Below are 25,888 nucleotides of genomic sequence, written 5' to 3'. Positions count from 1 at the left end.
GGCGTAGGTGAGCTGTAACCTCGAACGCATGCCGGCGGAGACCACGCGATGGAGCCCGGCGGCCGAGCGCATCTTGCGCACGACCGCCGAGCTCATCGCCGTGCGCGGGTACTCCGGTACTTCCACGCGCGATATCGCCGCCGCGATCGGGGTGCAGCAGCCCGCTATCTACAAGCACTTCTCCGCGAAGGACGACATCCTGGCCGCACTGGTCCGGCTCGGTCTGGAGCGGCCGTTGGCACTGGCCGACGAACTCGCCGCCGTGTCCGCGCCCGCGGTGGTGAAACTGCACCGCTGGTTGCGGGAATCACTGGACCACCTGCGTGATTCGCCTTACGTGCTGATATCGATCCTGACCACACCGGAGTTGCAGCGGGCGCGGTTCGACGCCGAGCAGGAGCTGCTCGTGCAACTCGAACGCGTCGTGGTGGACCTCGTCGCGGCAGCCCAACGCGAAGGTGACGTGCGCGAGATGGATCCGGTGTCGGGCGCTCGGCTGGTGCTCGCACTCTTCGACGCTCTGGCGCTACCCTCGATTGCCGTGCGCCCAGCCGAGATCGTCGAATTCGCGTTGATCGGCTTACTGTCCGAACCCGGCGCTCTCGCCGAAGTTCAGGCGGCCGCGGACACCCTGGAACTCCCTCTCGTTGCGGGCTAGGACTGCCACACGATCTCTCCACAATCGGCGACCGAATCGGACACAACTGCTCGATACTGTGAGCGCGTGGTCGCGTCGGAGAAGTCGCGGGATCGGTTGAGCCGTCCCGCGTACACAGTGCAGGTTGTCGCCGTCGGCGCGCTGGCGGCAGCGTGGTTGATGATCGGGCTCGGACTTTACTCGGAGCCCGGAGCGGATCCTCGGTTCGAGCTCGAAGCGGGCGGCAACTTCGCGGCCAACTTCATGGTCTATTGGCCGTTCCTGCTCGTGGTCACCCCACTGCTGATCGTCACCGGTATTTTCGGGCTGCTGCCCTACCGGTTCGCGCCTGGCGGCACCATGGTGGGCGCGGTAATCGCCAGTGTCTTCGCTCAGTGGGTGGCGACCGAGCTGTACCTATCCGATTACAGGCCTGCGCTATCCGGATATCTCGAGACGAGCCTCGTCGCGGCCTGCTGTGCTCTTGCCGCGGCGTTCGCCGCGGCCTTCTTGCACCTGCATGGCAACCGAACCAGTCGTACGCGCGCCGCCTCGATACGAGGCGCAGCGGTGCTGGTCGCCGCCGTTCTCGCCGGTGCGGCGGTCACGATCCCGCCGCTGATCGCCGAAAACGGCACTCCGTCCGGTGTTCTGGCCGGGATCGTCTCCGACCCGCACTGCGGCAGGAAATCGTCGGACTGGACCGAGGCCGGACAGGCGGCCGTCTACACGGGCAGCGCGACACAGTCGTATCCGCCGAACGATATGTCCGGCACCGTGTTCGAGGTCGTGGTCACTCTGCATGACGGCACCGGCAGCGTGGCGACAACCCCGCCGACCGCGATCTCGTTCCGAGCTGAGCAGCCATCGCGGTTCAGTCCACCGGGAACCGAAGTGCTTCTGCACCAGCGTGATTCAGGCAATGGGTTCGCATTCACCCGCCTGCGTGCGCCGAAATGCCGCGCCGGCAGCAGCCGGGTGGTCTCGGCTACCTACGAATATTCCGACTACGGCAGACCGGGCACGTCCAAAATTGCGGGCACTGTGTCCCGCGGCGACTAACGTCCAAGGAGGTCCAGCTGTGGCTGTTGTCGCAGGCATCGATCCACGAGAGTGGACCAATGCGGAAATATCTTCCGAACATTTTGGTGATGCTGGTCTGCGGTGGGCTGTTGGTGGTGCTCGCCCGTGCCTGTGCCGCACCCGATCCCGGGTTCACGGTGGCTGAAGCCGAGCAGCGGGCCGACCGCGAGGTGCAGGGGCTGATCCAGTCGATCCCTACCAGTCTGCGATTCGCCCGGGAGAAACTGCCGACCGAGGAAGCCCGAAATCCCTACGAATGCCATATGCCGCTGTCGGGTTCGCTTTCCGGCCTGTTCGAGGTAACCGTCGCCTACACGGCGGCCGATGTCTGGCCGCCCAAGGAGCCGATTCCGGCCGTCGCCCGGAGTTTCCTCGACGATGTCCGGAAGGAATGGGAGCGGTCCGGCCACGTCGTCGACAGCCAAGATGAGATCCGTTGGAATATGCATACTGTCACCCGGGAGGGCGACTACAGATTCGTCGTCCGCTATTCCGGCGGCCGACTGACGATTTCGTCCACGTCACCCTGTGCCAAGCCGACACCGGATGATCTTGGCGGTGCGAGCTGGGGACTGACCTGAATGATCGCCGGAAAGCCCACCACCGCCACAGCGAAAGGTGTTGTGGCGGTTGCGGCTTCCGTCTTCGGTCAGTCGAAGCTGATGAGGTGCCGGTTCAGGTCCGGTGGGCGGACCTCGTGCTCGGGGCTGGAGTCGGTGTAGTAGTTCATGGCGACGACGACGCGTTTGGCGCCGACCGTGGTGAGGCTGCGGACGTAGTGGCTGTGGCGGCGGGCGTCGAAGAGGACGAGGTGGCCCGCGCGGGGTTCGACGATGGAACAGTCGGCGTCGACTTCCTCGACCGAGCGGACGTCGCCCCGGTTGGATACCGCGAGCTCGCCGCCCTCACCGAGGTGGTGGCTGGTGCAGTACAGCAGTGCGGCGATCGGGTTGCTGTCGACGTGGCATTCGTAGCGTTCGGAGTCGCTCTGGACGTTGAGAACCGCGCCGAATCGAGGATCGGACATGGGGGAGACCCGCTCGGCCGAGATCGACTGTGCCATTTGGAGAAAACGTCCATCGTAGAGATCGGCCAGCCACGGCAAGCGCTTGCGCACAGTGAGTCCGTCGACGATTCCGCAGGGAATCTCCGCCGTGGTGGTCGCCTCTCGGGAGGTCGAATGGCTGCTGATGAGCGTCAGTTCTAGGACTTCCTCCTCGACGACCTGCATGACCTGAGCCTGCCAGTCTGGTGGCAGCAGCCTCCGCACATCGAAGGTCGTCCAGCGGAAGTCCATCTACCGTCCTTTCAGTTTCTTGGTGTGGATCGTAGGGGTTATGAGCTGCTCGAGCTGGGTGGCGCCAGCCGCTCGAGAACGCGCGTCGCAACCTGCATCCGGTCCGCGTCCAGCAGAAAATACGCCCGCAGCGGAGACGATGGTGGCTCGATGTAACCGATGTAGTTGTCGTGTGTGATGAACGATTCGAGGTATCGGTGCAGCACTGGACTGTGGCGCTTGAGACCGTCGACGTCGAGCCGGAAGAGACAGCAGCCTACGTAGAACGAGTCGAGTCCGATGCTGAATCGGCAGTTTCGCAGGTCAGCCTCGCTCAGGTGCTGATCCAGCAGCAGAGTGCGGTACCGCTGGATCAGTGTGTCGTGGTCCTCCATCTCCGGAGACAGCACGAAATGGTAGGTGCGTCCCTGTGCGAGGTTCTGAGCCACGACGGTGAGAAAGTCGCCTGCGGTCACTTCCTGTTCGCTGTCGACCTCGACGATGTCGTCCGTCAGATCCATGGTGACGATCGTGCTGTCTTCGCTGTAACGCTCGAGCTCGAGGGCCTGCTTCTGGTCGAGCATGTTGCTCAGGGTCGAGGGCCGCTTGGCCACCGATCTTGTTGCCGCGTCGATCTGCTGGGCGAGGATCTCGCCCACCTTCCCGACCAAGGCCGAGTGTGTCGCGATATCGGCCTGTATCGAAGCGGTGACAGCTTCCGCCTCCGCGTTCGCGTGCTGGCCGATCGTATCCGGGCCGAAGACCAGAAAATCGAGCGACACATCGAATAGCTCGATCATTGCGAGAAGCTTCTCGAGGCTCGGGTTCGTCTGCCCGTTGATGTATTGCGACAACGCCGCCGGAGTGATTCCGAGCTGGGTGCTGACCCACCTGCGGTTGCCGCGGTACTCGCCCTCGTCGACAAGTTGCTTGAGCATTGCGGGAAGTTTGACCTCGCGCACGACCGCCCCCTATCGGCGACTCCGCACGCGCGAAGCCGTGTCGACTCCGGTAAAGCCCGACTTATCGTAAGAAGAATAGTTGTTTAGTGCTGCTTGACAACCCCCGGTAATCCCGGGACCCTCGTGATTGTCGGGCCCGTTGCGATGGAACGGTCCCTGATCCGTCGGAAGGGGGCTCCGATGTCCAGCTGCATTCTCCGCGGTCACCTCGCGGTCACCGAGTCGGAATCGTTTCTGGTATCCGCACTGCGTACCGGGCGAGCAGTGGTCGTCGGGCACGGCATCACCGGCCATCACGTCGTGCACCGGTTATTTGTTGAGTCCCAAAGGGTTTCGCGTCCGGTTCAGATCTTGTGGGTCGCCGATCGACACGACGAACGCATCGCCAGTTTCGGCGCCAGCGGCTGGCACATGCCCTTCCTCGAGCGGGACCCCCGGATCGCATCCTGGGCGCAGCGCTCCTTCCGTAGCTGGAACATCTTGCCCGAGTTGGGATTCGGTGAGTACCGCGCGGCCGTGCCGAGTGTGCTTCTTACCCGCGAGGATTCGGTGCGGATCCCGAGCGGCTGCCCGGCCGGGCCGATCCCGGTGGATCCCAGCGAGTTCTCGGCCTCGTTCTACCGCCGGGCGGCCTTCATCGCCGACGGGGCGGTCATCTCCACGTGCACGCTGATGCCGAATCTGTACCGGGCGGTGGCGCAGCTGCCCGGCGTGCGGCCGCTGCATCGCCATCTCCGCGATCTCGGCGACCTGCTGGAACTCACCGTGAGTTTCGGCGCCGAGGTCGTCTGTGTCGCCGCGGGCGATCGCGCCCAATTCCTGCTCGACGACAAGCGAATCGAAGGTGATCTCGGCGTTGTGCTCCTCGCCGACCTCGCCCGGGTACCGCAACCGCTGGATCGGATCGTGCTAATGGACGCCGACCAGGACCACGAACTGACCTACAGCATCCCGCACCGCTCGTGCGGGCATGTCTGCCTGGGTGGTTCGTCGGGCCGGCTGGTCACCGAGCCGGAGGAGTACGCCGAACTCGCCCGCGGGCTCACTGATCCGTCGGGGGTGCCGTCCTATGTCACCGATACCGTTGCGGAGATCCGAGACCGTGTCCTGCAACGCCTTCCGGCGCTGCGCCCAGCGCTGGCCACGGGGCATTATCAGTATTGGTACGGCCTTCGTCCGCTCGCCGAACGGGTGATTGCCGAGTGGGTGCCCCGCACCCGGACGGGGCCGGTGGGCGTACTACAACTAGGCGGTCTGGGCGGGTCGGGGTTCACCGTCGCGCCGGCGTTCGTCCAGGACGGTCTCGCACTGCGCCGGCCCACGTCGCGGATGGAATCCCACCTCGGCCGTCCCACTCCGGTCCATTCTTCGTAAGGCACGCGGCCCGGCTTCGATTTCGGACTTCTCGAATGAATTCGGGCGTTTACACGGGTGCGAATACCCGCTGCGGGAGGCTAAACTCGACTGTGTTTGTAGCATCATAACTCTCGTGTCTGTGCCAGAAGACGAGGTGCATCCGATGGACAGTTCCGCGGTCGGAACGCGCTTGTCGGTGGGATTCTCCCCGGCTGTTCTGTCGTCGCTGGCATTCCTGGCACGTAATCGAGCGGTGCCGATGGGGACGCTCATCAGAGACGCTGTCGTCGACATGCTCGATTCGTACGGAATCGATAGCGACACCGATGTTTTGGTGGTCGCGGCGATGGTGGATATCGAGCACATCCCCGATCGGCGGCGCAGGCGCAAGGACTTCGACCCCGCGCACGGGCCGGCCGCACCCCGGAAAATCGGAGTGGGTGAGGTCCGGTTGGACGAGGCGACACTGGTACGGCTGGCCGTGTTCTGCCGGGGCGCCGGCCTGAGTCGCGCCCGCGCCATCCGGATGGCGGTCGACCGATGCCTCTTCGACGAGGTCACCAAATCGAGGTTCCAGACGCCCCCGGACCGCCCGTCGTCGCCGAGCGTCCGCCGTCCCTGACCGGGCTCAGCTGTCCGTGCCCACGTCGTCGCCGGATTCTGGTGCGTCGCAGGGGATATCGGTATGGAGCGGGGCCAGCTCGGCCGCGGCCGCCGTGGCGTCCGGGGTGCCGATACTGCGATAGATCATGATGGCCTGCCCGAGCTCGCATGGCGCCGCGGTGTCGCCGGTGGCCAATCGGCACCGCGCTATGCCTTCCAGCGCCTGAGCTTCCCCGAGCCGACTCTCGACCGCACGCGCGAGCGTCAGCGCCTCTGCGAAGATCGCTGAAGCGGCTGTGGCCGTAGTGGTTTCGAACAACAGTCGGGCCAGATCGATCAGGATCTCGAGCTCGCCGAGCCGGTTACCGAGCTGACGATACCGGGACAGTGCCTGCTGATGCAGGTCGATGGCTTCGTCGTTGCGTCCGGTGCCGGCTCGCACGACGGCGAGATTGTGCAGGGCGTCCGCCTCCCCGACCCGATAGCCGAGGCGGCGCGAGAGGGCCAGTGCCTCCTGGTGCAGTTCGACGGCCTCGTCGTAGAGTCCGGTGCGCGTCCGGACGATGCCGAGATTGTTCAGCGCGCTGGCTTCGCCGCGCAGACTGCCCAATTCGCGATACAGGGCGAGTGCTTGGTGATGCAGATCGACGGCTTCCCGATAGTGCCTGGTGCGGGTGTGCACGATACCCAGGTTGGTCAGCGCGTTGGCTTCGCCGAGCCGATTGCCGAGCTGCCGATAGAGGACCAAGGCGTGCTGATGCAGTGCGACGGCCTCCTCGCTACGGCCGGTGCGGGTGCGCACGATCCCGAAGTTGTTGAGCGAGTTGGCTTCCCCGAGCCGGAAGTCGAGGTCGTGGTAGAGCTCGAGCGCCTGCTGGTAGAAGTCGATCGCCGCGGAGTAGTCGCCGGTTTCCTCGTGCAGGTTCCCGAGATTGTTCAAGGCGTTGGCCTCACCCAGGACGTCGCCGGAGCGACGGTACAGGTCCAGCGCCTGCTGATAGTGGGTGATCGCGGCGGGGTAGTCGCCGGTTTCCTCGCAAGCGTTGCCGAGATTGTTCAGGGCGTTGGCTTCGCCCAGCAGGTTGCGGCCCCGCCGGTACAGGGTGAGGGCTCCGTGGAATCGGACAGTGGCCGCGCGGAAGTCCCCCGCCCGCCAGTGCGCGGCGCCCAGATTGTTGAGCGCCCCGGCCTCTTCGAGCTCGTCGCCGATCTCGTGCGCGGCGGCGACCGCGCGCCGATGCAACCGGCACGCCAGCGGCCAGGGCCCGTCGCGATCCAGCAATCCCGCCAGCAGACCGGTCATCATCACCATTCGAGCCGGCTGCCGGGTGGCCACGTGGTCGACACAGGCCAGCAGGTTGTTGCGTTCCACCCGCATCCACTCCAGCGCCTGCACCTCATCGCCGAATTCCCTTGCTGTCACGCCATTTCCGCAGCCGTGGACGCGTAGCGCGACCGGGCGTGTGCGGCGGGTGATCCAGCGGTCGGCCGCCGCGGCGGTGTGGTGGTAGTAGTCCAGCAGCCGGGTCTCCGCGCCGACGTGCTCGGGCTCGGCCTGGGCCAGCGCGCGAGCGTACTCCCGTAACAGGTCGTGCAGCCGGTAGCGGCCGCGGGCCGGCTCGTCGAGCAGATGATCGGTGTAGAGCGATTCCAGCTCCGATCGTGCCGCGGCCACGTCGATGCCGGCCAGCGCCGCCGCGGCGTGGGCGTCGAGATCGGCGCCGTGGTGCAGCCCCAATCGCCGGAAGAGCCGGGCCCGTTCGCGGGGCAGATCCCGGTAGGACAGGTCGAACGCCGCCCGCACCGCGCGGGTTCGCGCGTCCGGCTCGCCGAGCCGGTCGGTCGTGGCTCCGAATTCCGCCGACAGATCCGCGATGGTCCACGAGGGATGGTGCGCGAGCGGCGCGACCAGCAGCGTGATCGCCAGCGGCAGGTACCCGCACTGCTGGACGAGGCGTTCGACCGCGGCACCATCTGATTCATCATCGATCGTGCGACGGCTCAATGTCGTGAACAGTTCCTCCGCCGCGCCGGGCGCGAGCGTGTCGAGCGCCAGCGGGACGGTATTGGTGAGATCGACCAGACGCCGCCTGCTGGTCACCAGGGTGAGACACCCCGGCGAGACGGGCAGCAGCGGCTCGACCTGGGCCTCGTCCCGCGCGTCGTCCAGGACCAGCAGCACACGCTTGCCCGCGAGCCGGTCCTGCCAGAGATGACGGCGGGCCTGCAGCGAATCGGGGACGTAGCGGGTGTCGACACCGATCCCGATCAGCAAGCCCGCCAGGACATCCGCGGGATCGGCGACCGAGCGGCCGGGGGTGTGGGCATGCAACTCGACGAAGTAGCGGCCGTCGGGGTAGCGATCGGCGAGCAGGTGTGCGGCCCGGGTGGCCAGCGCTGTTTTGCCGACACCGGGCATGCCGTCGATGGTGTAGATGGGGGCCCCGGACTCCGTGGCGTCCAGAATTTGTGCGAGCTCGGCGTCCCGCCCGATCAGCGTGAACACGTCGCGGTGCAGGGCGGTCCGCATCGCGGGAACCACCTCGAGGGCGTCGGCCTGTCCGGCGGGTTCCCGCAGGATCCGGCGCCGCGTCTCGAGCCAGGCCGGTAGATCCTCGCGGGGGACGCCGCAGCACCACAGATAGATTTCCAGCCGATTGTCGAAATCCGGTGCGGTTCTGCCGCCTTCGAGCCGCTGCCCTTTCTCCATCGACTCGATGATGTTCTTCGTCAAATTGACGAAGGTCGGAGCGCCGGATTTCTTCCGGGCCAAGGCTTTCAATTCGAGAGCGCGAATGGACAGCGCGGCCGCCAGCCGGGTCCGCTTCAGGGTCGCACCGAATTCCGCGGTGGTGTGCACCGCGTGCAGGTCGGCGCGAGTCGTCTCCTGATTCGGTTTCTCTGTCATCCTGTCGTCTTTCTGGACCTCGACGCCTGGCTCGAGGCCCGTTTACCGGTGTCCGGCGCTGTCTTTCGTGTCCGCCGGACAGCCGGGAAATAGGGCGAGCGACCGCCATATTGTCTTCCGTGCTGTCGGACAGTGGCTCCGCCCGGGTGTCCTGTTTCTGCGCCCAACGGGGCGCAGAACACCGGGAGGACGACCATGAGCCAGACAATTCCGGCGACCGCGCGACTGGCGCGCAGCGAAGTGGTGACCTCGACCTGGACGCAGTCCGCGCACACCTGGTCGGCGGCCCTGCGCGCCGCGGACCGACGCCACCGGGTCGTGGACCCGGCGGTGCTCGCCGCGGGACTGATCACCAGCCTGCCCCCGCAGGTGGTCGTCGCTTTGCACCGCTTCCGCACCGTCGGGTCGCCGAACAACGCCCTGCTGCTGCGCGGCGTCGGCCCGGTACTCACCGATCTGCCGGCCACCCCCGCCGCGGTCGACCCGCGCACCACGTCCCGCGTCGTCGACGCCGCCGCGCTGCTGCTGCTGGCCCTGTCGCTGCCGCTGGGGGAGCCGTTCACCTTCCGGTCGCTGCACGGGGGCCGGCTGGTCCAGCACGTGGTGCCGGTACCCGGCCGGGAAAGCACTCAGACCGGCGCGAGCAGCACCGCGGCACTGGACTGGCACGTCGAGGACGGATTCACCGACGACCGCTGCGACTACTTCGGATTGCTGTGCCTGCGTGGCCATCCCGGCGCGGTCACCGTGCTGTCTCCGGCGCGCGGCCTCGACCTCGACCCCGCCGACGTCGCGACGCTGCGGGCCCCGCGCTACCTGCTCGTGCCGGACGATGCCCACGACGGCGCCGACACCGGTGCCCGGATTCCGGTGCCGATCCTCGCCGGTCCGCCCGAGGACCCCGAGATCTGTTTCGGCGAGGGTGACGTGCGCCTGGCCTACCCCGGGGACCACCGCGCCGCCGCGGCGTTGCGCGCTCTGACCGCCGCCCTGGATCGCGGCGCGGTCGGTCACGAACTGGCCCCCGGCGATGTCCTGATCGCTGACAACCGGCGAACAGTGCACGGCCGCACCACCTTCCACCCTCGCTACGACGGCACCGACCGCTGGCTGCTGCGGACGATGACCTGCGCCTCGATCCGGGCTCACCGGCGCCGCGGCGCACTGCGCGCACTGGGCTGAGCACCCGGCCCGCACCCTGCTCACCGAAAGGACCCTGTCATGTCCCATCCCTCGATATCGCCGATCGCGCGAATCCCGGTGCCCGCCGAGCCCGCACCGGCCTACTCCGAGGACGAGTTCAGCCCGCTTCTCGAAGTCGTCGTCGGTGTCGCCGACGACGCCCGGATACCGCCGCTGGACCGCTCGGCCTGGCTCAACCTGTATCCCGACCTCGATGCCGCCGAGCTGGCGCGAGTTACGGTGGGCCGCTTCCCGTCCCGGGTGCTCGCCGAAACCGCTGACGATCTCGACGGACTGGCGGCCCTGCTGGAGAGCCTCGGCGTGCGGGTCGTCCGGCCCGCGCCGGTGGCCCATGACCTGGAGTTCGCGACACCCTGGTGGCGGACCAGCGGTTTCTACTCCTATTGCCCGCGCGACCTCGCCATCGTGGTCGGCTCGACCATCATCGCCGCACCCAGCCCGGTGCGCGCGCGGATGTTCGAGCTCGCCGGGCTGCGGGAGCTGTTCCAGCAACGGATGCTCGCGGGCTCGGCCTGGATCGCCGCGCCACCCCCGCGACTGCTCGACGACCTCTACCTCGACGACGGCCGCGGCCGGATCGCGCTGGGCGAGACCGAGCCGGTGTTCGACGCCGCCAATATCCTGCGCTGCGGACGCGACCTCTTCTATCAAATCTCCAGCAGCGGAAACGAACTCGGATATCGCTGGTTGAAGAACACGGTATCCGCGCTGGGGGACTACCGCGTGCACCCGATCCGCGGAATCTACCCTTACACACACATCGATTCCACGATCAGCCTGCTGCGTGAGGGGCTGGTGCTGCTCAACCCGGAGCGTATCCACGATCCCGCGCAACTGCCCGAACCGCTGCGCTCGTGGGAGCATCTGTGGTGCCCGCCGATGGCCCACGATCCAGCCCCGCCAGGGCACCCGCTGTCCTCGGAGTGGATCGGGATGAATTTGCTGATGGTGCGGCCCGACCTCGCCGTCGTCGACGTCGGGCAGACCGAACTCATCGCCGCATTGCGCCGGCGCGGCATAGATGTCGCGCCGCACCGTCTGCGCCACGCACGCACCATGGGCGGCGGATTCCATTGCGTCACACTGGATCTGCGTCGTGAACACGGTAGGACCCGCGGCCGGCACGGTGTTAGGGGGTCGAGGCCGAGGATTCGATGAGTGCGCGCACCTCGGCCAGCGGGCGTGCCGAGCGGGCGGCGGGAAGCGGAGCGAGGACTTCCCGCACCCGGTCCGGAACCTGGCCGACATGGAACTCCTGCGGCAGACGCTGCCATGTCGTGGTGATCGTCTGGCACGCACCCTCGAGCTCCCCTCGGTCGACATGTGCCGCGGCCTCGTCGAGATACAGCAGGGCCCGACCGATCAGGTCGTGCCGCGACGCCGACAGCTCCAGCACCCGATCACGCAACGGAGCCGCCTCGGCGTGCGCCCCGGCCAGCGCCAGCGCGTTGGCCTGGTTCCAGCGCAACAGGTACTCGCTGACATGGAACCCGTCGGCGACGGTCTCCCCGTCCGGCAGCAGCGCGAACATCCGTTCCGCGCGTGCCACCGCGACGAAGGTGGCTTGCCGGTTGCCCAGGCGGGCTTGGATTCCCGCCTCGGCGAGATATCCCAGCACCGCCACCGCACTGGGCCGTCCCGCAGCGGCCGACTGCGCCGCCTGGGCCGCGACCAGGCCGGGCTTGAACTGCCGGTGGAACGCGCACGCGTCTCCGGTCCAGGCCGCGACCCAGGCCTGCACGGTCTCGTCTTCCGCGGCTCGGGCCGCGTGCCGCGCGATGGCGAACCATTCGAAGGTGTCGGCGACCGCGCCGACATCGGAGAGCCGGATCGCGATCAACCCGGCGTTCTTCGCATAGACCCGCCGCAGCCTGCGCCGTACCGCCGTATCGGTCGTGGTCAGCAACCCGGCCTGCACCCGCGCGAGATCCATCATCCGCGCCGGGATGAACTCCGCGGGCGCGGCGGATTGCAAGAGAAAGCCGCTCTGCTCGACCATTTCCTCGAGCAGTCCGACAGAGCGCGCGTCAGCGTGGTGCCCACTCGGCGGGGCGAAACTCGCACCGAACAGCCCGGCCATCGACTGGGTCGGGGCCAGCGCCGCGCCGGCCGCGGCAAGTCCCACGAAATGGCGACGATTCATCGCGTCCTCGGCATCTTCCAGCGGGAACGAACCCGCCTCCGAGTAGTCGCTCCCGAATCCCAGCCGGTCCGGCCGGCTCCGATACAAGAAACACAGCGCATCCAGATAACGTGGCGACGGGATGTCCTGGCCCTGTTCCCATTGCGAGAGACGTTGATGGCCCAGGCCGCTGCCGGGAGTGCCGCGTTCGGCAAGCACTTCCTTCAGCGCCTCGACCGCCTCGACCAGGGTGTACCCCCGCACCGCCCGATGCGCACGCAACATCGACACCGCGCAATGCTGGTGTACCGCCCGAGCGGCGTCGTGATCGGATCCGCCGCAATTCTTGACCGTGCGAGCGACCCGACGCGCACAACGCATGGGGTGTGGGCTTCCCGTCATGTGCACCACCCGTCCCCGCCTGGTCACACTGCCGTTGATGTTAGTCGCGCACCCCCACTGTGTCGACGGCGTGCAACATTCTGCACGTGACGCGTGCAGAAGACGCTCGTATTCCGCGAAAACGCCACCACTGGTTGGCAATCCAAGGCCCTGCTGCCCATTCTCGAAATGTCGCCGCCGCGTCAGCGAAACCCTTCCCCGCCCGGCGCGGACGGCCTCGAACCATTTCTTCGCAATACCGACGGTTGGAACATCCGTGATGGAAACAGACGCATTCGAGCCCACCGGCGCGACCCGGAACCACGGCGCGCTTCCCTTTTACGGCGCGGACTGGATCACCCGCATAGTTGTCATCCCGGAGGCCTCGAAGTTTTTGCCCCGCTTCATCATTGCCGCCGCCCTCGTAGTCGGACTGGCAGTCCTGGCGATGCTCGCGGTGCTACTGATGTTCCCCGGCCCCACCTACCAGACCTTGCAAAGCGCCGTCCTCGGTTGACCGCCGATACCGCACCCCGATCGCAGTCGGCCGGGGTGGAGTGCTCCCGGGGCGGTGGCGCGAGGGGTGCCGCTGTCCCGGCGAGTGCGCAACGTCTAGAGGCGACTTTCGGCGGCTTCTTCGACCCGTTCGCGGACCCACGCCAGGAAGGTCCGCACTTCTGTGGCGGGCAGTTCGAGCGCCGCCGTGCGGGGACGCTCGAAGCTGCGCACCGCGGTTTCGAGGAGGGGGCGGAAATCCGGCTCCGACTCCGAGATGATTTGTGCTGCCTCACGTTTGGCTGCCCACCGGCCCGTGCGGCAAAACGCGACAGAGCGGCAGCCGTTGAGTACCTGATTGTCGGGCAGATGACCGATGCCGGTGGTGTGCTCGCGCACTGAGGCCATCAGCGCGGCGAGAAGATGACGCTGAGAGGGTGCTGCGAGCACGTGACGCACCGGACGCCCGTAGAGGACACGTTCGGACTGGTAGGCGATGGAGCGATCGAGGACATACCAGAACGCCGGTGCTGCCGCCGGATCGAAGCTGACACGCTCAGGCAGCAGCGGCCCGGTATTGAGATCCAGCAGGTACCCGGCCTGATCGGAAGGCCGGCCGACAAAGGCCGAGTCGTACACCACAAGCTCCAGGCCGGCGGCCGGGCATCGCAATGCACCATCCGCCAGCGACTCGGCCAGCTCGCGCACGACCTCGCCGGGCAGCGACGGCTCCACAACCACATTCACGTCGATGTCGCTGCGCCCGTGGCGATAATCCCCGAGCGCGATCGACCCGACCGCGAAAACGCTGAGGAGATGGGGACCGCAGAGAATACCCACGCGTTGAACGAGCTCCGCCAGGTAAGGCCGCAACTCGGCGGGAACCGCTGATGGGTCGAGGAGGGAGCGGGTCATGCTGCCAGTATCCGCGATGCGCCCGGACCTCCGGACGCACTCATGGACCTGATCCGCGAAAGTGCTGCGGGAGTGACGTTTCGGTGACTAGCTTTGCGTGCACCGCTGGCAGGTAGCCAGATTGGTAGGTAGGCGAGAACTCGGTGATCAGCAGCAAATTCTTCAGTATGCCCGCCGCACGGTGGCGGCGGGTTGTCAGTGTTCGGACCAGGGTGCTGGTTATCGTGCTCATTCCGAGTTTCGCGTTGCTCGCGATCGGGGTCGGCGGATCTGCCTATCTGGTGCAGAGCGGGCGGGAGGCCAATCGGTTCGCTGAACTGGCGCGTGGCACTTCCGGGCCGTCGATCATGATGATCGAAGCGTTCCAGGAGGAGCGCAGGCTTTCGCTGCTGTTCCTGGCCGGGGACGATTCGGCGGGGCCCGCATTGCCTGCGGCGCGTAAGCAATCCGACGTGGGGTACGCGGCGGTGGTGGCCCAAGCCAATGCGTTGTCGGAACTACGGCCCGACCTGAAGGACGGGTTCTTCCGAGTCGGTGTCGGTCAGAAGGTGCCTGCGCTGCGGGCTGCTGTCGATGCGCGCACGATTCCGGCCGCGGACGCGTTCACCGCGTACAGCATGGCGGTAGCCGCCATCATCAACGGCTGGTTGATCTCGGCGAGCGTCGCGCCCGATTCCTATATCGCGGTCGAGTTGTACAAGTCGGTCCACGCGCTGCGGGCCGCCGAATCCATCTCGCGGACCAGCGGATTGGGTTCCCTGGTGCTGCTCACCGGGGAGCTGTCACCGGAGCTGCTGGTGGAGTTGGCCGGGTATATCGGCGACGGACGTGGCGAGGTCACCTACGTCGGGTCGGTCCTACAGGGGGCGCATCTCGACCAATGGAAGGCGATCACCGCTAGCTCGGAATGGCAGCGGCTGCGCGCCATGGAGGACGCGATCCTCACGCGTGGCCCCGTCACCGAATCCGGCACCGGCGAATCCGCCGATCCGCTGCCGCTGACGTTGACCGAATGGCAGCAGGTTGCGGGGAAAGTCCGGCGCGATCTGCTGAGCCTGTGGGAAACCCAAAGCGTCGACGCGCATTTCGAAGCGACCGAACAAGGCAATCGACTCAACCGGAACTCGCTGTATGCGGGGGCGGGTGTGCTCGCGCTCGCGCTGCTGGCGTTCCTCGGTGCGCTGGTGCTGGCCAACAAGTTCATCGCGCGCCTGCGCCAGTTACGCCGCGACACCCTGGAATTGGCCGATGAGCGATTGCCGGAGACCATCCGCCGGCTCTCGGCCGGCGAGGAATTCGATGAGGACGCGGACCGATTGGATTTCGGAGCCGACGAGATCGGCCACGTCGCCGACGCTTTCAATCGCGCGCACCGGGCGGCGGTGGCGGCGGCGGTGGCGGAGGCCAAAACTCGGGCAGGTGTGAACGCGGTGTTCGTCAAGATCGCACACCGCTCGCAGGGGGTGGTGCACCGCCAGTTGGCCTTGCTCGACAAAGCCGAGCGCGAGGAAACGGAATCGGACCGGCTGAAATTGCTGTTCCAGCTCGACCATTTGGCGACCCGGGCCCGCCGCAATTCCGAGAATCTCATCGTGCTCGGCGGCGAACAGCCGGGACGACAGTGGCGTCATCCGGTGCCACTGGTCGACGTGGTTCGCGGTGCGGCCGCGGAATCGCTGGACTACACCAGAATTCATGTCCGGAATGTGCCGGAGACGCAGATCGCCGGATCCGCTGTCACCGATATCATCCACCTCTTGGCCGAACTGGCCGACAATGCCACGACGTTCTCCCGGCCGGAGTCGTCGGTCGAGGTCACCGGCGGTACGGTGGGCCGGGGAATCGCTGTCGAGATCACCGATCAGGGCCTCGGCATGACGGTCGCGGATATGGCCGCGCGCAACGAGCTGCTGGCGCAGCCACCGGATTTCAGCGTCGCGACCCTCTCCGGAGACAGCCGGCTCGGATTGTTCGTGGTCGCGAAACTCGCTGCCCGCCATGGTATTACGGTTCGGCTCACCGAGTCCGCCTACGGCGGAGTGAAGGCCATCGTGTTGATACCGAGAGCGCTCACAACCGCCACCTTGCAGGCGGGGACAGCCGATCCTGTGCGGGAGAACCGAATTCCGGCACAGTCCGAGCACTCATGAACTCAAGACGGCCAAGTGCTCCTTCCGCCCAAACCGAAGGAGCGCAGGTGGACAGCTCGCGCGGGGCGAACTGACACGAACACCATGTCGGGGGAGTCGTCGGGTCCGCCGGGGGCGAAGCTGTTCAGGTCGTAGTCGAATACGCCGTGCCACAGGCGCCGCTTGGTCTCGATGTCGGTATGGATCTCGGCTTCGCCCCACACCTCGACACCGTCGCCGACCGCGTCGACCTGCCAGTGCATGGCGATTCGGCGGTGGTGGGCGATGTTGCGGACTTTGGTTGAGGTAGCGCCGGTCAGGAACCAGATCAAGTCGTCGTGCCAGACCGGATGGACTGGGGCGACGTCGGGGTCGCCGTCGTGACCGACTGTTGCCACGTGGGCCCACTCGCTCAATGCCGCAGTGGTCTGCTGGATTTCGATGAGGTCCATCGGCCGGCTCAGTTCGCGTCCGGTACGAACAGGGTCTCGACAACGTCCACGAGCAGGCCGTTGGGGTCGAGAACCATGAAATGGCGTTGCCCGACCTCTTCGTCGCGCAGTTCCTGGGCCACTTCGAGTTTCAGTTCCTGAGCTCGGCCCCACAGCGCGGTTGCGTCGTCGACCTCGAAAGTGATCAGCACTCCACTCGCGGCATGGTGGTGGTTCGCGGGAATGCTGTCGTGGCCGTGCTCGACGATCGCCAGTTGGATGTCGGGTCCGTCGCCGTGCAGCAGGACGTACCAGTCGGACTCCCAGGCCACGGTCAGGCCGAGTAGCCCCACATAGAAATCGCGGCTGGCGGCGATGTCCTTGCTGGGGATGTCCGGAAAAATACTTTTGATCTGCGTCATCACGCTGCCCTTCGAGCCAGGTTTCACATACCGATGGTATGTAACCTAAGCTAGGTGACATACCATCGGTATGTCAATGGCGTCAGCGCAGTCGAGCGGCGCGGGCCTCGAGTAGCGAACGCACGAACTCGAGGTGTGTGGGCAGTGCTCGATCCCAGACCGTGCGCCCGGCCGGGTCGTGGAACTGGACGAAAGTCGCCAGCAGGACGCCCTTTTCGCTGCGGTGGAACAGAAGTTGCCCTTCGAAGCCGAAATCGGACTCGGCATGGAGCAGGACGTAGTGGGGGTCGGTGTGTGCGATGGTCCATCCCGCGACGGTGTGCGCGGTGCCGACGGGGGCTCGGCGCAGTGCGATGACCTTCCAGGCGCGTTCGAGACGCGTCTGCATCTCCGTGGGCACGTCTTCCAGGATTTCCCGAGCCCATTGCTCCGCCGGATGGTCGGCGGCGCGGTCGGTGCGCAGCAGGTGTGCGTCCCCGTGCTGAATCTCGGCCAAGGTGGCGAAGGCGAGCATTTCGGTGTCGACGTCGATCGCGTCGACCGTTCCGTGGGTCATGCCATTCCTATCGATCGTTCTCATCGGGGGCCGGCGGTCCGGCTCCGATAGATACGGGACAGTACTGTATCTATCGTGGATGATGTAATCAAGAGCCCACGACTGATTGGTTGACTGCCGATGGCGCCTCCGGTGCGAACTCCCCGTCAGGCTTGGATCGACGCCGCCTTGACGATCCTGTCGACCTCCGGGCCGGAGGCTATCCGCGTGGAAACCCTTGCCGCAGAGCTGGGTGTGACCAGGGGCGGGTTCTATCGGCAGTTCGCGGGCCGCCAGGAATTGCTCGACGCCGTCCTGGACACCTGGGAGCATCGCAGCATCGATGAGGTGCTGCGGCGGCTCGACGTGGAAGGCGGCGACGCCAAGTCCAAGGTCCGCAGGGCCGGCCGGATGACCCTCTCGAAGGAACTACTGCCGATCGATCTGGCGGTGCGGGAGTGGGCGCGCCGGGAACCTGCCGTCGCTGCCCGGCTCGTACGTGTCGACAACAGCCGGATGGACTATCTGCGTGAGCTCATCGGGACACTGCACAGCGATCCGCGCGAGGTCGAGGCCCGCAGCATGCTCGCCTTCTCGTTGATGATCGCCGACTACCTCGTTGCCGCCGAGCATCACACCGGCACTCGCGCGGAAATCGTCCAGAGCGCAGCGGATTTGATATTGAATGGGGAGGGGAAAGTCGATGTTCGATGAACTCGATGCCGTGCGGACCGAGCAGTTGCCGCCGCTGGAGACGATGCCGTTGATCGTCGACACCGATGTCGGGGGTGATCCCGACGACGCGGTGGCGATCGCTGTGGCCGCTGGGCTGCCGGAGCTCGCGCTGGTGGTGACCAGTGATGAGATCGGTGGGCGGCGGGCCAGGCTGGCGCGGCATCTGCTGGATTTGCTCGGGCGTGCGGATGTGGCTGTTGTCGCGGGGAAAGATCTTGGGGTAGCGAAGTATTGGGCGGCGGCGGGGCTCGTTCCGGAGAGTGTTCCGGTTCAGGATGACGATGTAGTGGCCGCGGTCGCTCGGGTCTTCGAGGGTGCACAGGGTCCGGTGCGCTGGCTCGGGATCGGGCCGATGTCCAATCTCGCCGCGGTAATCGGGCGGATTCCGGATGCCGAGGAGCGGCTGGTCGTCACGCAGATGGGTGGTGGGCTCGAATATCGGCACGCGGATCGGGCCGAGCACAATGTCCGGCTCGATGTCGACGCGGCGCGGGCGGTGTTTCGAGCGGGGTTGCGGATGTGGGTCATGCCCTCGGATGTGACGTTTCACCCTGCGAACGAAATCACTTCGGGCTCAGCTGAATACGTGGTGCTGGCAGGGAAGGCCGGGGTGCTGATCCGGGCGCATATGGATCAGTGGTTCGCGGACTTTCATCCGGGGACGATGCAGCATGACGCACTGGCGCTCGCGCTCGCGATGGGGATGCCGTTCGTGCGGTTCGGTCGAATCGGCGTGGATCTCGACGGGATCGGGCGGATGACAGCCGGTGAGCATCAGGTGTTCCTGACCAACTCGGCTGATTACGCCGAGTTCAGAACGTGGTTGCGTCAGCGTCTGGAGCGATTGTCCGGGGAGGGGGAGCTGTGATCGAGGTGGCGGCCGGGAGCGAGGTCGGGAATCGGTATCGGGCGAATTTCGATGTCGTGCACCTCGCGCGGAGTCCATTGGTGGCAGTGGTCGCGGACGGGATGGGCGACGGGCCGGGGAGCGCGCGGGCGGGGCGGGTCGCGGTGGATACGTTCGCCGAGTGGATCGGCAGTGCTGAGGTACTCGATGCGACGGTATTGCGGGATGCGGTTGCGTTGGCGCAGCAGCGGGTTGGCGAGATCGGACGGCAGCTGCAGAGTCTCGCCGGGTGCACCTTGACGGCGTTGACGGAGTCGGCGGCGGGGTTCTGGATTACCCAGATCGGGGATTCGCGGGTGTACCGGCTGCGGGACGGGTTGCTGGAGTTGTTGACCGTCGACCACACCATGGCGTGGCTGGGGGCCGTGCACGGGTGGTATCCGTTCGAGTCGCGTGCGGCTGCCGCGGCGCGGTACCACCTGACGCGGTATGTCGGGCACGGGGCGCATCCGGAGCCGGATGTGTTCAGTGTGACGGTGCGGGCCGGGGACCGGTATCTGGTGTGCAGTGACGGTGTCGCCGAACAGGTTCGCTATGAGCAGATTCAGGACATCCTGGGGCGCAACGGATCTCCCGAGAGCATGGTTCGGTTGTTGCTGGACGCGGCGGAGGCCGCGGGTGGCAACGACAACGCCACCGCCATCGTGGTCGTCGCGCGTTAGTGGCGGCGTTCGAAGGTGATTGCCGAATGTGCTATCGGCGGGACGCCGCTAGCGGAATAACCGTGTCGGAGTCGGTAATTCGGCCCAGAGCCGCGAGAGCGGCCGCGGTTGCCTGCGCACTGGCAGGAAGGAGCGGGAGGCGGACCGCCGGGGTGGGGATCTGGCCGCGGGCGGCGAGGACGGCCTTGATGACGGTGGGGTTGGGTTCCGCGAACAGCGCCGCGGAGAGCGGGGCGAGGCGGTGGGCGTGCGGGCGAGCGTCGGCCGATGTGCCTGTGCGCCAAGCGGATATCAGTGCGCTGAACGCGGCGGGGGCGACGTTGGCGGAGGCCAGAATGCCGCCGGACGCGCCTAGCGCGAGCAGGGGAGCGACGTGCAGGTCGTCGCCGGCGAGGACGTCGGTGCCGGGCGGGAGGCTGCTCATGAAGATGACTGTCGCGTCGTCGATGCCGCCGATGGCGTGTTTGAAGCCCGCGATGTTGGGGATTCGGGCGAGTTCGGCGAGGGTCTCGGCGCTGAGGGTGCGGCTGGTGCGGTACGGAACGTTGTAGACGATCAGTGGAACGGGGCTGGTGGCGGCCAGTTCGCGGAAGTGGGCGAGGACGCCCGCTTCGGAGGGGCGGGTGTAGTAGGGGACTACGGTGAGGGCGGCGGCGACCGAGGACCCCAGGGTGGCAAGCGAATTGATGGATGACGCAGTCGAATTGGTGCCCGCGCCGACGATCAGCTGGGCGTTGCGCTCCCCGCAGACCTGGGCGCAGATCTCCAGAACGCGTTGGCGTTCTTCGGTAGTCAGTGTGGCGGCCTCGGCGGTGGTGCCGAGGGCCACGAGGCCGGTCGCGCCGGCGTCGAGGACCGAGTGCGCCAAACCCTCCAGTGCCTCGACGGCGATCTCGTCGGAGGCGGTGAACGGGGTGACGAGGGGGACGAACAGGCCGGTGAAAGTCATGGTCTCAGCCTGGCTCGGCCGATACGTCAGGTCCAGTTCACATTTCTACAACTGAGATTAAGCTGAACTTATGCTTGATGTCAGAAGGTTGCGGCTGCTGCGGGAACTGGCGCATCGGAAGACCATCGCCGCGGTCGCGGAAGCGTTGTCCTACACGCCGTCCGCGGTGTCGCAACAGCTGTCCGCGCTGGAACGAGAAACCGGCGTGGCGCTGCTGGAACGGACCGGTCGCCGAGTCGAGCTGACTTCCGCCGCACTCACTTTGGTGGAACACGCGGAGGCGATCTTCGCGGCGTTGGCGCAAGCCGAAGCCGATCTGGCCGCCGGTCAGGCCGGGCTCGCGGGGCCGCTTCGAATCGGCGCGTTTCCCTCCGCGATGCCCATGATTGTGGCCCCGGCATTGGTCGCGCTCAGCCGGGAACATCCGAAACTCGAACTGGTGGTCGAGGAAGTCGACCCGGCGACGGTGCCTCAGGCATTGCGCGCAGAGACGCTCGACGTCGCGCTCGTGCAGGAGTACGACTACGTGCCTGCCGAGCCCGCCCCCGCCATCGAGAGCGAGCCGCTGCTGGAGGAAACGATCTATCTGGCCGCTGTGACTCCCGAACCGTTGGCCGCCCGCCGCGACGCCGCGTGGATCGCGGGCACACCCGGCACCCTGTGTCACACCATGACGATCCGCGCCTGCGAGGCCGCTGGTTTCAGCCCTCGAATCCGGCATCACGCCGATGATTTCGGCATTGTGCTGGCCCTCGTCGCCGCCGGTCAGGGCGTAGCGCTCGTACCAGAACTCGGTGTCGTGACGCCGCCCGCCGGAGTGGTGCTTTCGCCCCTGCCTGCCCGCCGCAGAACCTCGGTCGCCTACCGTCGCGGCACCGGCGGGTCCCCCGTGGTGGTCGCCGCGCGAGCCGCGTTGCACGCTTCCATCGCTGACAACGAGATGAGGCCCGGCGAGGACGGGACCGAGGCGCTGCCCGCCCCCAGCTAGCGCCTCGCGACCGCGAATGTGGCTGCCACCGCGGTAGCTCGGGGCCGAGCGACGAGTCGTGGGTCGGTCAGCAGAACGAATTGCCCTCTGCTCGTGCGTCGGTCAACAGATCGAATTGCCTTCTGCGCCTGCATGAATCGCATCCGGCGTGGCGAGTGTGCGTTTGAACTCCGGGCAGTCCACCAGACGGGCGTGGGTGCAGGTGGCGGCATGGTGCAAACCGTCGCGCATGCGGGTGAGTCGCGCGATGTCTTCTTCGACTTCCCTTGCCTTGACGGCCAATTGGGCGCGCAGTTCGGTGTCGTCGGGGGTGGCGCGCAGGAAGTGCTGGATTTCGGCGATCGTGAAGCCGGCGCGGCGGGCGCAGTTGATCAGGGTGAGCCGGGGGACGACGTCGGGGGTGTAGGTGCGGCGGAGGCCGTGGCGGCCGGCCGAGGTGATGAGGCCCTGTTGTTCGTAGTAGCGCAGGGCGGAGGCGGCCAGGCCGGAGTGGTCGGCGACCTCGGCGATGTCGAGCAGGGGAGCGGTCACAATGGTCCTTGACTTGAAGTGCGCTTCAAGTCACAGACTAGCGGGTATGAAGATTCATCACCTCAATTGCGGCTCGATGGCGAAGATCGAAGCGACGTATGCGGCGGCCCCGGCACATACGGTGAACCACTGCCTGCTGGTAGAGACCGCCGATGAACTGGTGCTCGTCGAGACCGGGCTGGGTTTGGCGAACGTGCGGAATCCGGAGGGAACGCTGGAGGCGGACTGGGTGCGGTTCGCGCAACCGGTGCTCGACGAGCAGGAGACCGCTATCCGCCAGATCGAGCGGCTCGGGTTCTCGGCCGGGGATGTCGGCCACATCCTGCTCACCCATCTCGACGTGGATCACTCGGGCGGATTGCCCGACTTTCCCGACGCCAAGGTGCACGTGCATGCCGCGGAACTCGATGCGGCACTGGCCGAGTCGGCGGCGACCAGATATCGGCCCGCGCATTGGGCGCACGGCCCGAAGTGGGTGAGCTACAGCCCCGAACCCGGCGACGAGTGGTTCGGTTTCACCGCGGCGATCCCGGCTGGTCTCGGGCCGGACTTCCGCCTCGTCCCGTTGCGCGGCCACACCCCGGGGCACATGGGGGTCGCTGTGCGGCAAGGTGATCGGTGGCTATTGCACTGCGGTGACGCCTACTACTACCACCGCGAGCTGGACCTGCCGCCGGAGCCGCATCCGATTCTCGACATCTTGCAGCAGAGCGCGGAATTCGACCGGGATCTCCGTTTGGGCACCCAGGCGCGGTTGCGTGAGCTGACCCGCACCCATCCGGAGGAGATCACGCTGGTGAATGCCCACGATCCGTGGGATTCGCGGCTGCGCGACGCCTTGCGATAAGTGTGCGGTCGACCGTATGCTTAATTTATGACTGCGACGATGCCCTCGAGGACAGAGGAAACAGATCCGTTCTGCCTATCGCCGGTGGCGGCGGCGGGCTTGCTCTACGACGCGCCATGGCAGCGGTTCGGGGTCATCGGCGACAGCCTCTCGGCTGGAACCGGTGATCCCGTACCGGGTTACGCACCGCTGGGCTGGTGCGACCGATTCGAGGGGATTCTGCGGAGCGTGCGCCCGGAGCTGGCCTATCTCAATCTCGCGCGGATCGGTGCGAAGACGCCGGAGGTGATCGCCGAGCAGTTCGACCGCATGCGCGCCTTCGAACCCGATCTGCTGCACGTGAATTCCGGTGCGAACGACATCGTCCGCCGTGCTCCCGACTTCGGCGAGATCGAGCGGGACCTGCGGCGGATGTACGAGCTGGCGGCCGGAACCGGCGCGCAGCTGTCGGTTTTCACGCCGGGGCGCGCGTATGTCGTTCCGGTGTTCGCCGATTGGCATGACCGGCTCAGTCGGCTCAACGACCTCACCCGTCGTTTGGCGGGCGAGTACGACGCGGTGCTGACGGACTTCTGGGACCACGACTTCAACGACCGGCCGGACCTGCTCAGCGCGGACCGGATCCACTTCTCCACCGCAGGCCAGGCGGTCATCGCCGCGGAACTGGTGAAGCAGCTGGCGCATCGATTGGCTTCGGCTCGCTGACAATTGAGAGTACGATCGACCGCATGCAGAGTGCGGCGGAGGCGGAGATCACCGACAAGCGCCTGCTGCGGGGAGCGAAGACCCGGCAGCTGGTGCTGCGTCAGGCGGTCGACCTCGCCTCGCTGGAGGGACTGGGCGGCTTGAGCTTCGGTCGCCTGGCCACCGATACCGGCCTGAGCAAGGCCGGTATCCAGACGCTGTTCCGGACCAAGGAGACCTTGCAGCTGGCCACCATCGACCACGCCCGGCGCTTGTTCGTCGACGCGGTCGTCCGGCCCGCGCACGTGGAACCTGTTGGTGTGCAACGGCTTCGAGCGCTCGTGGAACGGTGGATCGACTACGCGGTGACGCCGCTCTTCGCGGGCGGCTGCTTTTGGACCGCGACCTTGGCGGAATTCGACAGCGTGCCGGGCCCGATCCGCGACGCCCTGCTCGCGGGTAAAGCCGAGTGGATCACCGCACTCGCGGACGAACTGCGCCGCGCCATCGAGGCGGGCGAGATCGGTCCGCTGGACGCCGATCTCGTCGCCTTCCAGATCGACGCGGTCCTGAGCTCGGCGAACACCGCGTTGCGGTGCGGGGACACCGCGGCGGTCGACAAGATCCGCCGCAGCGTCGAGAGCTTCCTCGCCTGACCCTCAGGTTTGGCGGAGCGGCTGGTAGCTGTCGGCCGCCAATTCGAACGTCCAGGCCACACCCTCCTTGGCGGTGCGGGTGTTGGGCGGGACGCGCAGCCAGTAGGTGCGGAACGTGCCGTCCGGCTCGGCGGTGGAGTTGACGACCTCCACCATGACCACGTCTTCGTCGTCGGGCAGCGGTATCCGCCACAGGATTCCGGTTTCGTCGCGGTGCACCGGCTGGGCGTCCGACTCGGCGAGGTAGCGCTCGTAACCGAAGTATTCGAGCATGACGCGGCGCAGTTCCGCGTTCTCCTCGGTGCGGATGCGCGCGGGGGTCAGGTCGCCGAGTTCACTGAGAAAGGTTGCGGGAACCGGCATTCCGCTCCAGGCGTACAGCGCGAAACCATCCGGGAAGATCAGCGCGGGTCCGGTGCCACAGTGCAACCGGCCCGCTTCGTCGCGCTCCAGGTGCAACGGGCGTTCGCAGAGGACAACCGCGTTCTCGAACGGCCACCACCAGCCCGCGTGGCGCGCGACCTCGGCGAGGCCGGCCAGCCGTCCGGAGGTGTCGAACGCGGCCAGCCACGGCGCGTCGTGCTGGCCGAGCACGGCGTCCAGCAGCACCACGCGAAGCTCGCGTTCGGCGGCGGCGCGCGCCGCGCGGGCGGCACCGTCGTCGTCGAGTCCGGGTTCGGCGGGGCCGAGCAGGTCATCCAGCACGCCGATTCGGATGCGCTCCGCCAGGTCTCGGGTGGTGTCCCAGAGCATTGCGCCGGTCGCCTGCCAGCGTTCGTTCCAGCCCTCGGCGCCCAGCTCGGTGAAAAGCCGCTGGCGTTCGGCGGCCCAGGGCAGGGTGCGGACGGACTCGCGCACGCTGCGGCCCGGATTGTCCAGCGCGCGGACGGCGGCGATACCCGCCACGGGGGAATCGGCCCAGACGATCCGGGCGGGCTCCGGCAGTCCGGCGTCGGCGTAGGCCCGGCGGATCCCGGCTTCGGCGGCGGGCCGGTCGGCCCGGCCGGTGGCGGCCGCGACGGCGCGCCAGGAGTCGATCGTGTCCATGAGGAATTCCATTCTGTGGCAACGGGTTCGGGATAGCCCAGGCGGCGAGCGCCGCCGGGCGGCGGATCAGTCGGCGATGACGCGCACCGAACCGGGCACGTACTCACGCTGGCGGATCACCCGGTACCAGCCCTTCGGCAGCGGAATCGGCGCGTGTTCCTCGTGCACCAGGCGGCCGCCCTCCGGCAGATGCAGCAGCTTCGGCGCGGTCGGCCCCGCGGTACGGATCAGCCGCCCGGGTGCGGTGAGCGCGTGTGCGTGCCCAGTGACCTCGCCCAGGGCGAGGACCATGCGCCCGCGCCCGTCGCGCGGCTCGCCCGCCGCCGCCTGGAATCGCTGCGGCACGGCCTCCTCCGCGATCGGCATGATCAGCACATCACCCTGTCGGAACATGGCCAACTCCCTCCGAGCCGGCGCCCCGTGC

At 67.0% G+C, this 25,888-nt stretch carries 28 protein-coding genes; 16 read left to right on the top strand and 12 right to left on the bottom strand.

Annotated elements, in window-relative coordinates:
- Window positions 1–28: 28 nt before the first annotated feature.
- The 3 genes from AB0M14_RS27990 (at window position 29) to AB0M14_RS27980 (ending at window position 2,301) form a co-directional block, all read left to right on the top strand.
- Entirely contained in the window at window positions 29–658 is a 630-nt protein-coding gene (locus tag AB0M14_RS27990; protein ID WP_364999918.1) for a helix-turn-helix domain-containing protein, read from the top strand.
- Window positions 659–817: 159 nt separating this feature from the next.
- Window positions 818–1,699, top strand: a complete 882-nt coding sequence (locus tag AB0M14_RS27985; protein ID WP_364999916.1) for a hypothetical protein — start codon at window positions 818–820, stop codon at window positions 1,697–1,699.
- A 59-nt stretch (window positions 1,700–1,758) separates the two neighbouring features.
- Window positions 1,759–2,301, top strand: a complete 543-nt coding sequence (locus AB0M14_RS27980) for a hypothetical protein (RefSeq protein ID WP_364999914.1) — start codon at window positions 1,759–1,761, stop codon at window positions 2,299–2,301.
- Window positions 2,302–2,369: 68 nt separating this feature from the next.
- Here the strand turns inward: AB0M14_RS27980 and AB0M14_RS27975 are convergent, their stop codons facing one another.
- Together AB0M14_RS27975 and AB0M14_RS27970 are read right to left on the bottom strand one after the other, a co-directional pair.
- Complete coding sequence (locus AB0M14_RS27975; RefSeq protein WP_364999913.1) at window positions 2,370–3,017, bottom strand: 2OG-Fe(II) oxygenase; 648 nt, start codon at window positions 3,015–3,017, stop codon at window positions 2,370–2,372.
- A 38-nt stretch (window positions 3,018–3,055) separates the two neighbouring features.
- Entirely contained in the window at window positions 3,056–3,958 is a 903-nt protein-coding gene (locus AB0M14_RS27970) for a helix-turn-helix transcriptional regulator (protein WP_364999911.1), read from the bottom strand.
- Window positions 3,959–4,138: 180 nt separating this feature from the next.
- On the opposite strand from AB0M14_RS27970, the gene AB0M14_RS27965 reads away from it, so the two are divergent.
- A complete protein-coding gene (locus tag AB0M14_RS27965; RefSeq protein ID WP_364999909.1) occupies window positions 4,139–5,332 on the top strand; it encodes an FAD-dependent oxidoreductase in 1,194 nt (397 codons plus the stop codon).
- A 115-nt stretch (window positions 5,333–5,447) separates the two neighbouring features.
- Window positions 5,448–5,936, top strand: coding sequence for a hypothetical protein (locus tag AB0M14_RS27960; RefSeq protein WP_364999907.1), 489 nt, complete (start codon window positions 5,448–5,450; stop codon window positions 5,934–5,936).
- Window positions 5,937–5,942: 6 nt separating this feature from the next.
- Here the strand turns inward: AB0M14_RS27960 and AB0M14_RS27955 are convergent, their stop codons facing one another.
- Window positions 5,943–8,825, bottom strand: coding sequence for a tetratricopeptide repeat protein (locus AB0M14_RS27955; protein ID WP_364999905.1), 2,883 nt, complete (start codon window positions 8,823–8,825; stop codon window positions 5,943–5,945).
- Window positions 8,826–9,020: 195 nt separating this feature from the next.
- Here AB0M14_RS27955 and AB0M14_RS27950 point away from each other — a divergent pair, with 195 nt between their 5' ends.
- Window positions 9,021–10,007, top strand: a complete 987-nt coding sequence (locus AB0M14_RS27950) for a TauD/TfdA family dioxygenase (protein WP_364999903.1) — start codon at window positions 9,021–9,023, stop codon at window positions 10,005–10,007.
- 39 nt (window positions 10,008–10,046) lie between these two features.
- Window positions 10,047–11,186 (top strand): scyllo-inosamine-4-phosphate amidinotransferase, encoded by a 1,140-nt coding sequence (locus AB0M14_RS27945; RefSeq protein ID WP_364999901.1) that lies wholly within the window; start codon window positions 10,047–10,049, stop codon window positions 11,184–11,186.
- On the opposite strand, the gene AB0M14_RS27940 is transcribed toward AB0M14_RS27945, so the two are convergent.
- Window positions 11,158–12,441, bottom strand: coding sequence for a helix-turn-helix transcriptional regulator (locus tag AB0M14_RS27940; RefSeq protein WP_364999899.1), 1,284 nt, complete (start codon window positions 12,439–12,441; stop codon window positions 11,158–11,160). The genes AB0M14_RS27945 and AB0M14_RS27940 overlap by 29 nt on opposite strands.
- Window positions 12,442–12,811: 370 nt before the next feature.
- On the opposite strand from AB0M14_RS27940, the gene AB0M14_RS27935 reads away from it, so the two are divergent.
- Window positions 12,812–13,048 (top strand): hypothetical protein, encoded by a 237-nt coding sequence (locus tag AB0M14_RS27935; RefSeq protein WP_364999897.1) that lies wholly within the window; start codon window positions 12,812–12,814, stop codon window positions 13,046–13,048.
- Window positions 13,049–13,143: 95 nt separating this feature from the next.
- On the opposite strand, the gene AB0M14_RS27930 is transcribed toward AB0M14_RS27935, so the two are convergent.
- Window positions 13,144–13,941, bottom strand: a complete 798-nt coding sequence (locus AB0M14_RS27930) for an aminoglycoside adenylyltransferase domain-containing protein (RefSeq protein WP_364999895.1) — start codon at window positions 13,939–13,941, stop codon at window positions 13,144–13,146.
- A 143-nt stretch (window positions 13,942–14,084) separates the two neighbouring features.
- Between AB0M14_RS27930 and AB0M14_RS27925 the strand changes: the two genes are divergently transcribed.
- Window positions 14,085–16,091 carry a nitrate- and nitrite sensing domain-containing protein gene (locus AB0M14_RS27925; protein ID WP_364999893.1) on the top strand — a complete coding sequence of 669 codons (2,007 nt, stop codon included), beginning with the start codon at window positions 14,085–14,087 and terminating at the stop codon, window positions 16,089–16,091.
- A gap of 2 nt (window positions 16,092–16,093) precedes the next feature.
- Here the strand turns inward: AB0M14_RS27925 and AB0M14_RS27920 are convergent, their stop codons facing one another.
- The 3 genes from AB0M14_RS27920 to AB0M14_RS27910 all read right to left on the bottom strand — a co-directional run bounded on the left by AB0M14_RS27920 (window position 16,094) and on the right by AB0M14_RS27910 (window position 17,479).
- Window positions 16,094–16,522 (bottom strand): pyridoxamine 5'-phosphate oxidase family protein, encoded by a 429-nt coding sequence (locus AB0M14_RS27920; protein ID WP_364999891.1) that lies wholly within the window; start codon window positions 16,520–16,522, stop codon window positions 16,094–16,096.
- A gap of 8 nt (window positions 16,523–16,530) precedes the next feature.
- Complete coding sequence (locus AB0M14_RS27915; protein WP_364999889.1) at window positions 16,531–16,923, bottom strand: VOC family protein; 393 nt, start codon at window positions 16,921–16,923, stop codon at window positions 16,531–16,533.
- A gap of 82 nt (window positions 16,924–17,005) precedes the next feature.
- Complete coding sequence (locus tag AB0M14_RS27910) at window positions 17,006–17,479, bottom strand: hypothetical protein (protein ID WP_364999887.1); 474 nt, start codon at window positions 17,477–17,479, stop codon at window positions 17,006–17,008.
- 120 nt (window positions 17,480–17,599) lie between these two features.
- Here AB0M14_RS27910 and AB0M14_RS27905 point away from each other — a divergent pair, with 120 nt between their 5' ends.
- The 3 genes from AB0M14_RS27905 to AB0M14_RS27895 are packed head-to-tail and all read left to right on the top strand — an operon-like array spanning window position 17,600 to window position 19,762.
- Window positions 17,600–18,172, top strand: a complete 573-nt coding sequence (locus AB0M14_RS27905) for a TetR/AcrR family transcriptional regulator (protein ID WP_364999885.1) — start codon at window positions 17,600–17,602, stop codon at window positions 18,170–18,172.
- Window positions 18,162–19,061, top strand: a complete 900-nt coding sequence (locus tag AB0M14_RS27900; RefSeq protein WP_364999883.1) for a nucleoside hydrolase — start codon at window positions 18,162–18,164, stop codon at window positions 19,059–19,061. Before AB0M14_RS27905 ends, AB0M14_RS27900 begins: the two co-directional genes overlap by 11 nt.
- Window positions 19,058–19,762, top strand: coding sequence for a protein phosphatase 2C domain-containing protein (locus AB0M14_RS27895; protein ID WP_364999881.1), 705 nt, complete (start codon window positions 19,058–19,060; stop codon window positions 19,760–19,762). The genes AB0M14_RS27900 and AB0M14_RS27895 overlap by 4 nt, the downstream gene beginning before the upstream one ends.
- A gap of 31 nt (window positions 19,763–19,793) precedes the next feature.
- Here the strand turns inward: AB0M14_RS27895 and dapA are convergent, their stop codons facing one another.
- Window positions 19,794–20,711, bottom strand: coding sequence for a 4-hydroxy-tetrahydrodipicolinate synthase (gene dapA / locus AB0M14_RS27890; RefSeq protein WP_364999879.1), 918 nt, complete (start codon window positions 20,709–20,711; stop codon window positions 19,794–19,796).
- Window positions 20,712–20,781: 70 nt separating this feature from the next.
- Between dapA and AB0M14_RS27885 the strand changes: the two genes are divergently transcribed.
- Window positions 20,782–21,699, top strand: a complete 918-nt coding sequence (locus AB0M14_RS27885; RefSeq protein WP_364999878.1) for a LysR family transcriptional regulator — start codon at window positions 20,782–20,784, stop codon at window positions 21,697–21,699.
- Between the two features lie 102 nt (window positions 21,700–21,801).
- Here AB0M14_RS27885 and AB0M14_RS27880 read toward each other — a convergent pair whose 3' ends face one another.
- A complete protein-coding gene (locus tag AB0M14_RS27880; RefSeq protein WP_364999877.1) occupies window positions 21,802–22,230 on the bottom strand; it encodes a MerR family transcriptional regulator in 429 nt (142 codons plus the stop codon).
- 46 nt (window positions 22,231–22,276) lie between these two features.
- Here AB0M14_RS27880 and AB0M14_RS27875 point away from each other — a divergent pair, with 46 nt between their 5' ends.
- The 3 genes from AB0M14_RS27875 to AB0M14_RS27865 are packed head-to-tail and all read left to right on the top strand — an operon-like array spanning window position 22,277 to window position 24,417.
- Window positions 22,277–23,077 (top strand): MBL fold metallo-hydrolase, encoded by an 801-nt coding sequence (locus tag AB0M14_RS27875; RefSeq protein WP_364999876.1) that lies wholly within the window; start codon window positions 22,277–22,279, stop codon window positions 23,075–23,077.
- Between the two features lie 27 nt (window positions 23,078–23,104).
- Window positions 23,105–23,782: an SGNH/GDSL hydrolase family protein gene (locus AB0M14_RS27870; RefSeq protein WP_364999874.1), complete on the top strand. Its 678-nt coding sequence runs from the start codon at window positions 23,105–23,107 to the stop codon at window positions 23,780–23,782.
- A 23-nt stretch (window positions 23,783–23,805) separates the two neighbouring features.
- A complete protein-coding gene (locus AB0M14_RS27865; RefSeq protein WP_364999872.1) occupies window positions 23,806–24,417 on the top strand; it encodes a TetR/AcrR family transcriptional regulator in 612 nt (203 codons plus the stop codon).
- A gap of 3 nt (window positions 24,418–24,420) precedes the next feature.
- Here AB0M14_RS27865 and AB0M14_RS27860 read toward each other — a convergent pair whose 3' ends face one another.
- Both AB0M14_RS27860 and AB0M14_RS27855 read right to left on the bottom strand, forming a co-directional pair.
- Entirely contained in the window at window positions 24,421–25,464 is a 1,044-nt protein-coding gene (locus tag AB0M14_RS27860; RefSeq protein ID WP_364999870.1) for a DUF6745 domain-containing protein, read from the bottom strand.
- A gap of 66 nt (window positions 25,465–25,530) precedes the next feature.
- Window positions 25,531–25,857 carry a hypothetical protein gene (locus AB0M14_RS27855; RefSeq protein ID WP_364999869.1) on the bottom strand — a complete coding sequence of 109 codons (327 nt, stop codon included), beginning with the start codon at window positions 25,855–25,857 and terminating at the stop codon, window positions 25,531–25,533.
- Between the last annotated feature and the right edge of the window lie 31 nt (window positions 25,858–25,888).

It is taken from the genome of Nocardia sp. NPDC051832 (genome assembly GCF_040681285.1).
In the GTDB taxonomy this organism is placed as follows: domain Bacteria; phylum Actinomycetota; class Actinomycetes; order Mycobacteriales; family Mycobacteriaceae; genus Nocardia.
Note: the sequence above shows the minus strand (reverse complement) of the source record. Positions and strands in the feature narration are given on the sequence as shown.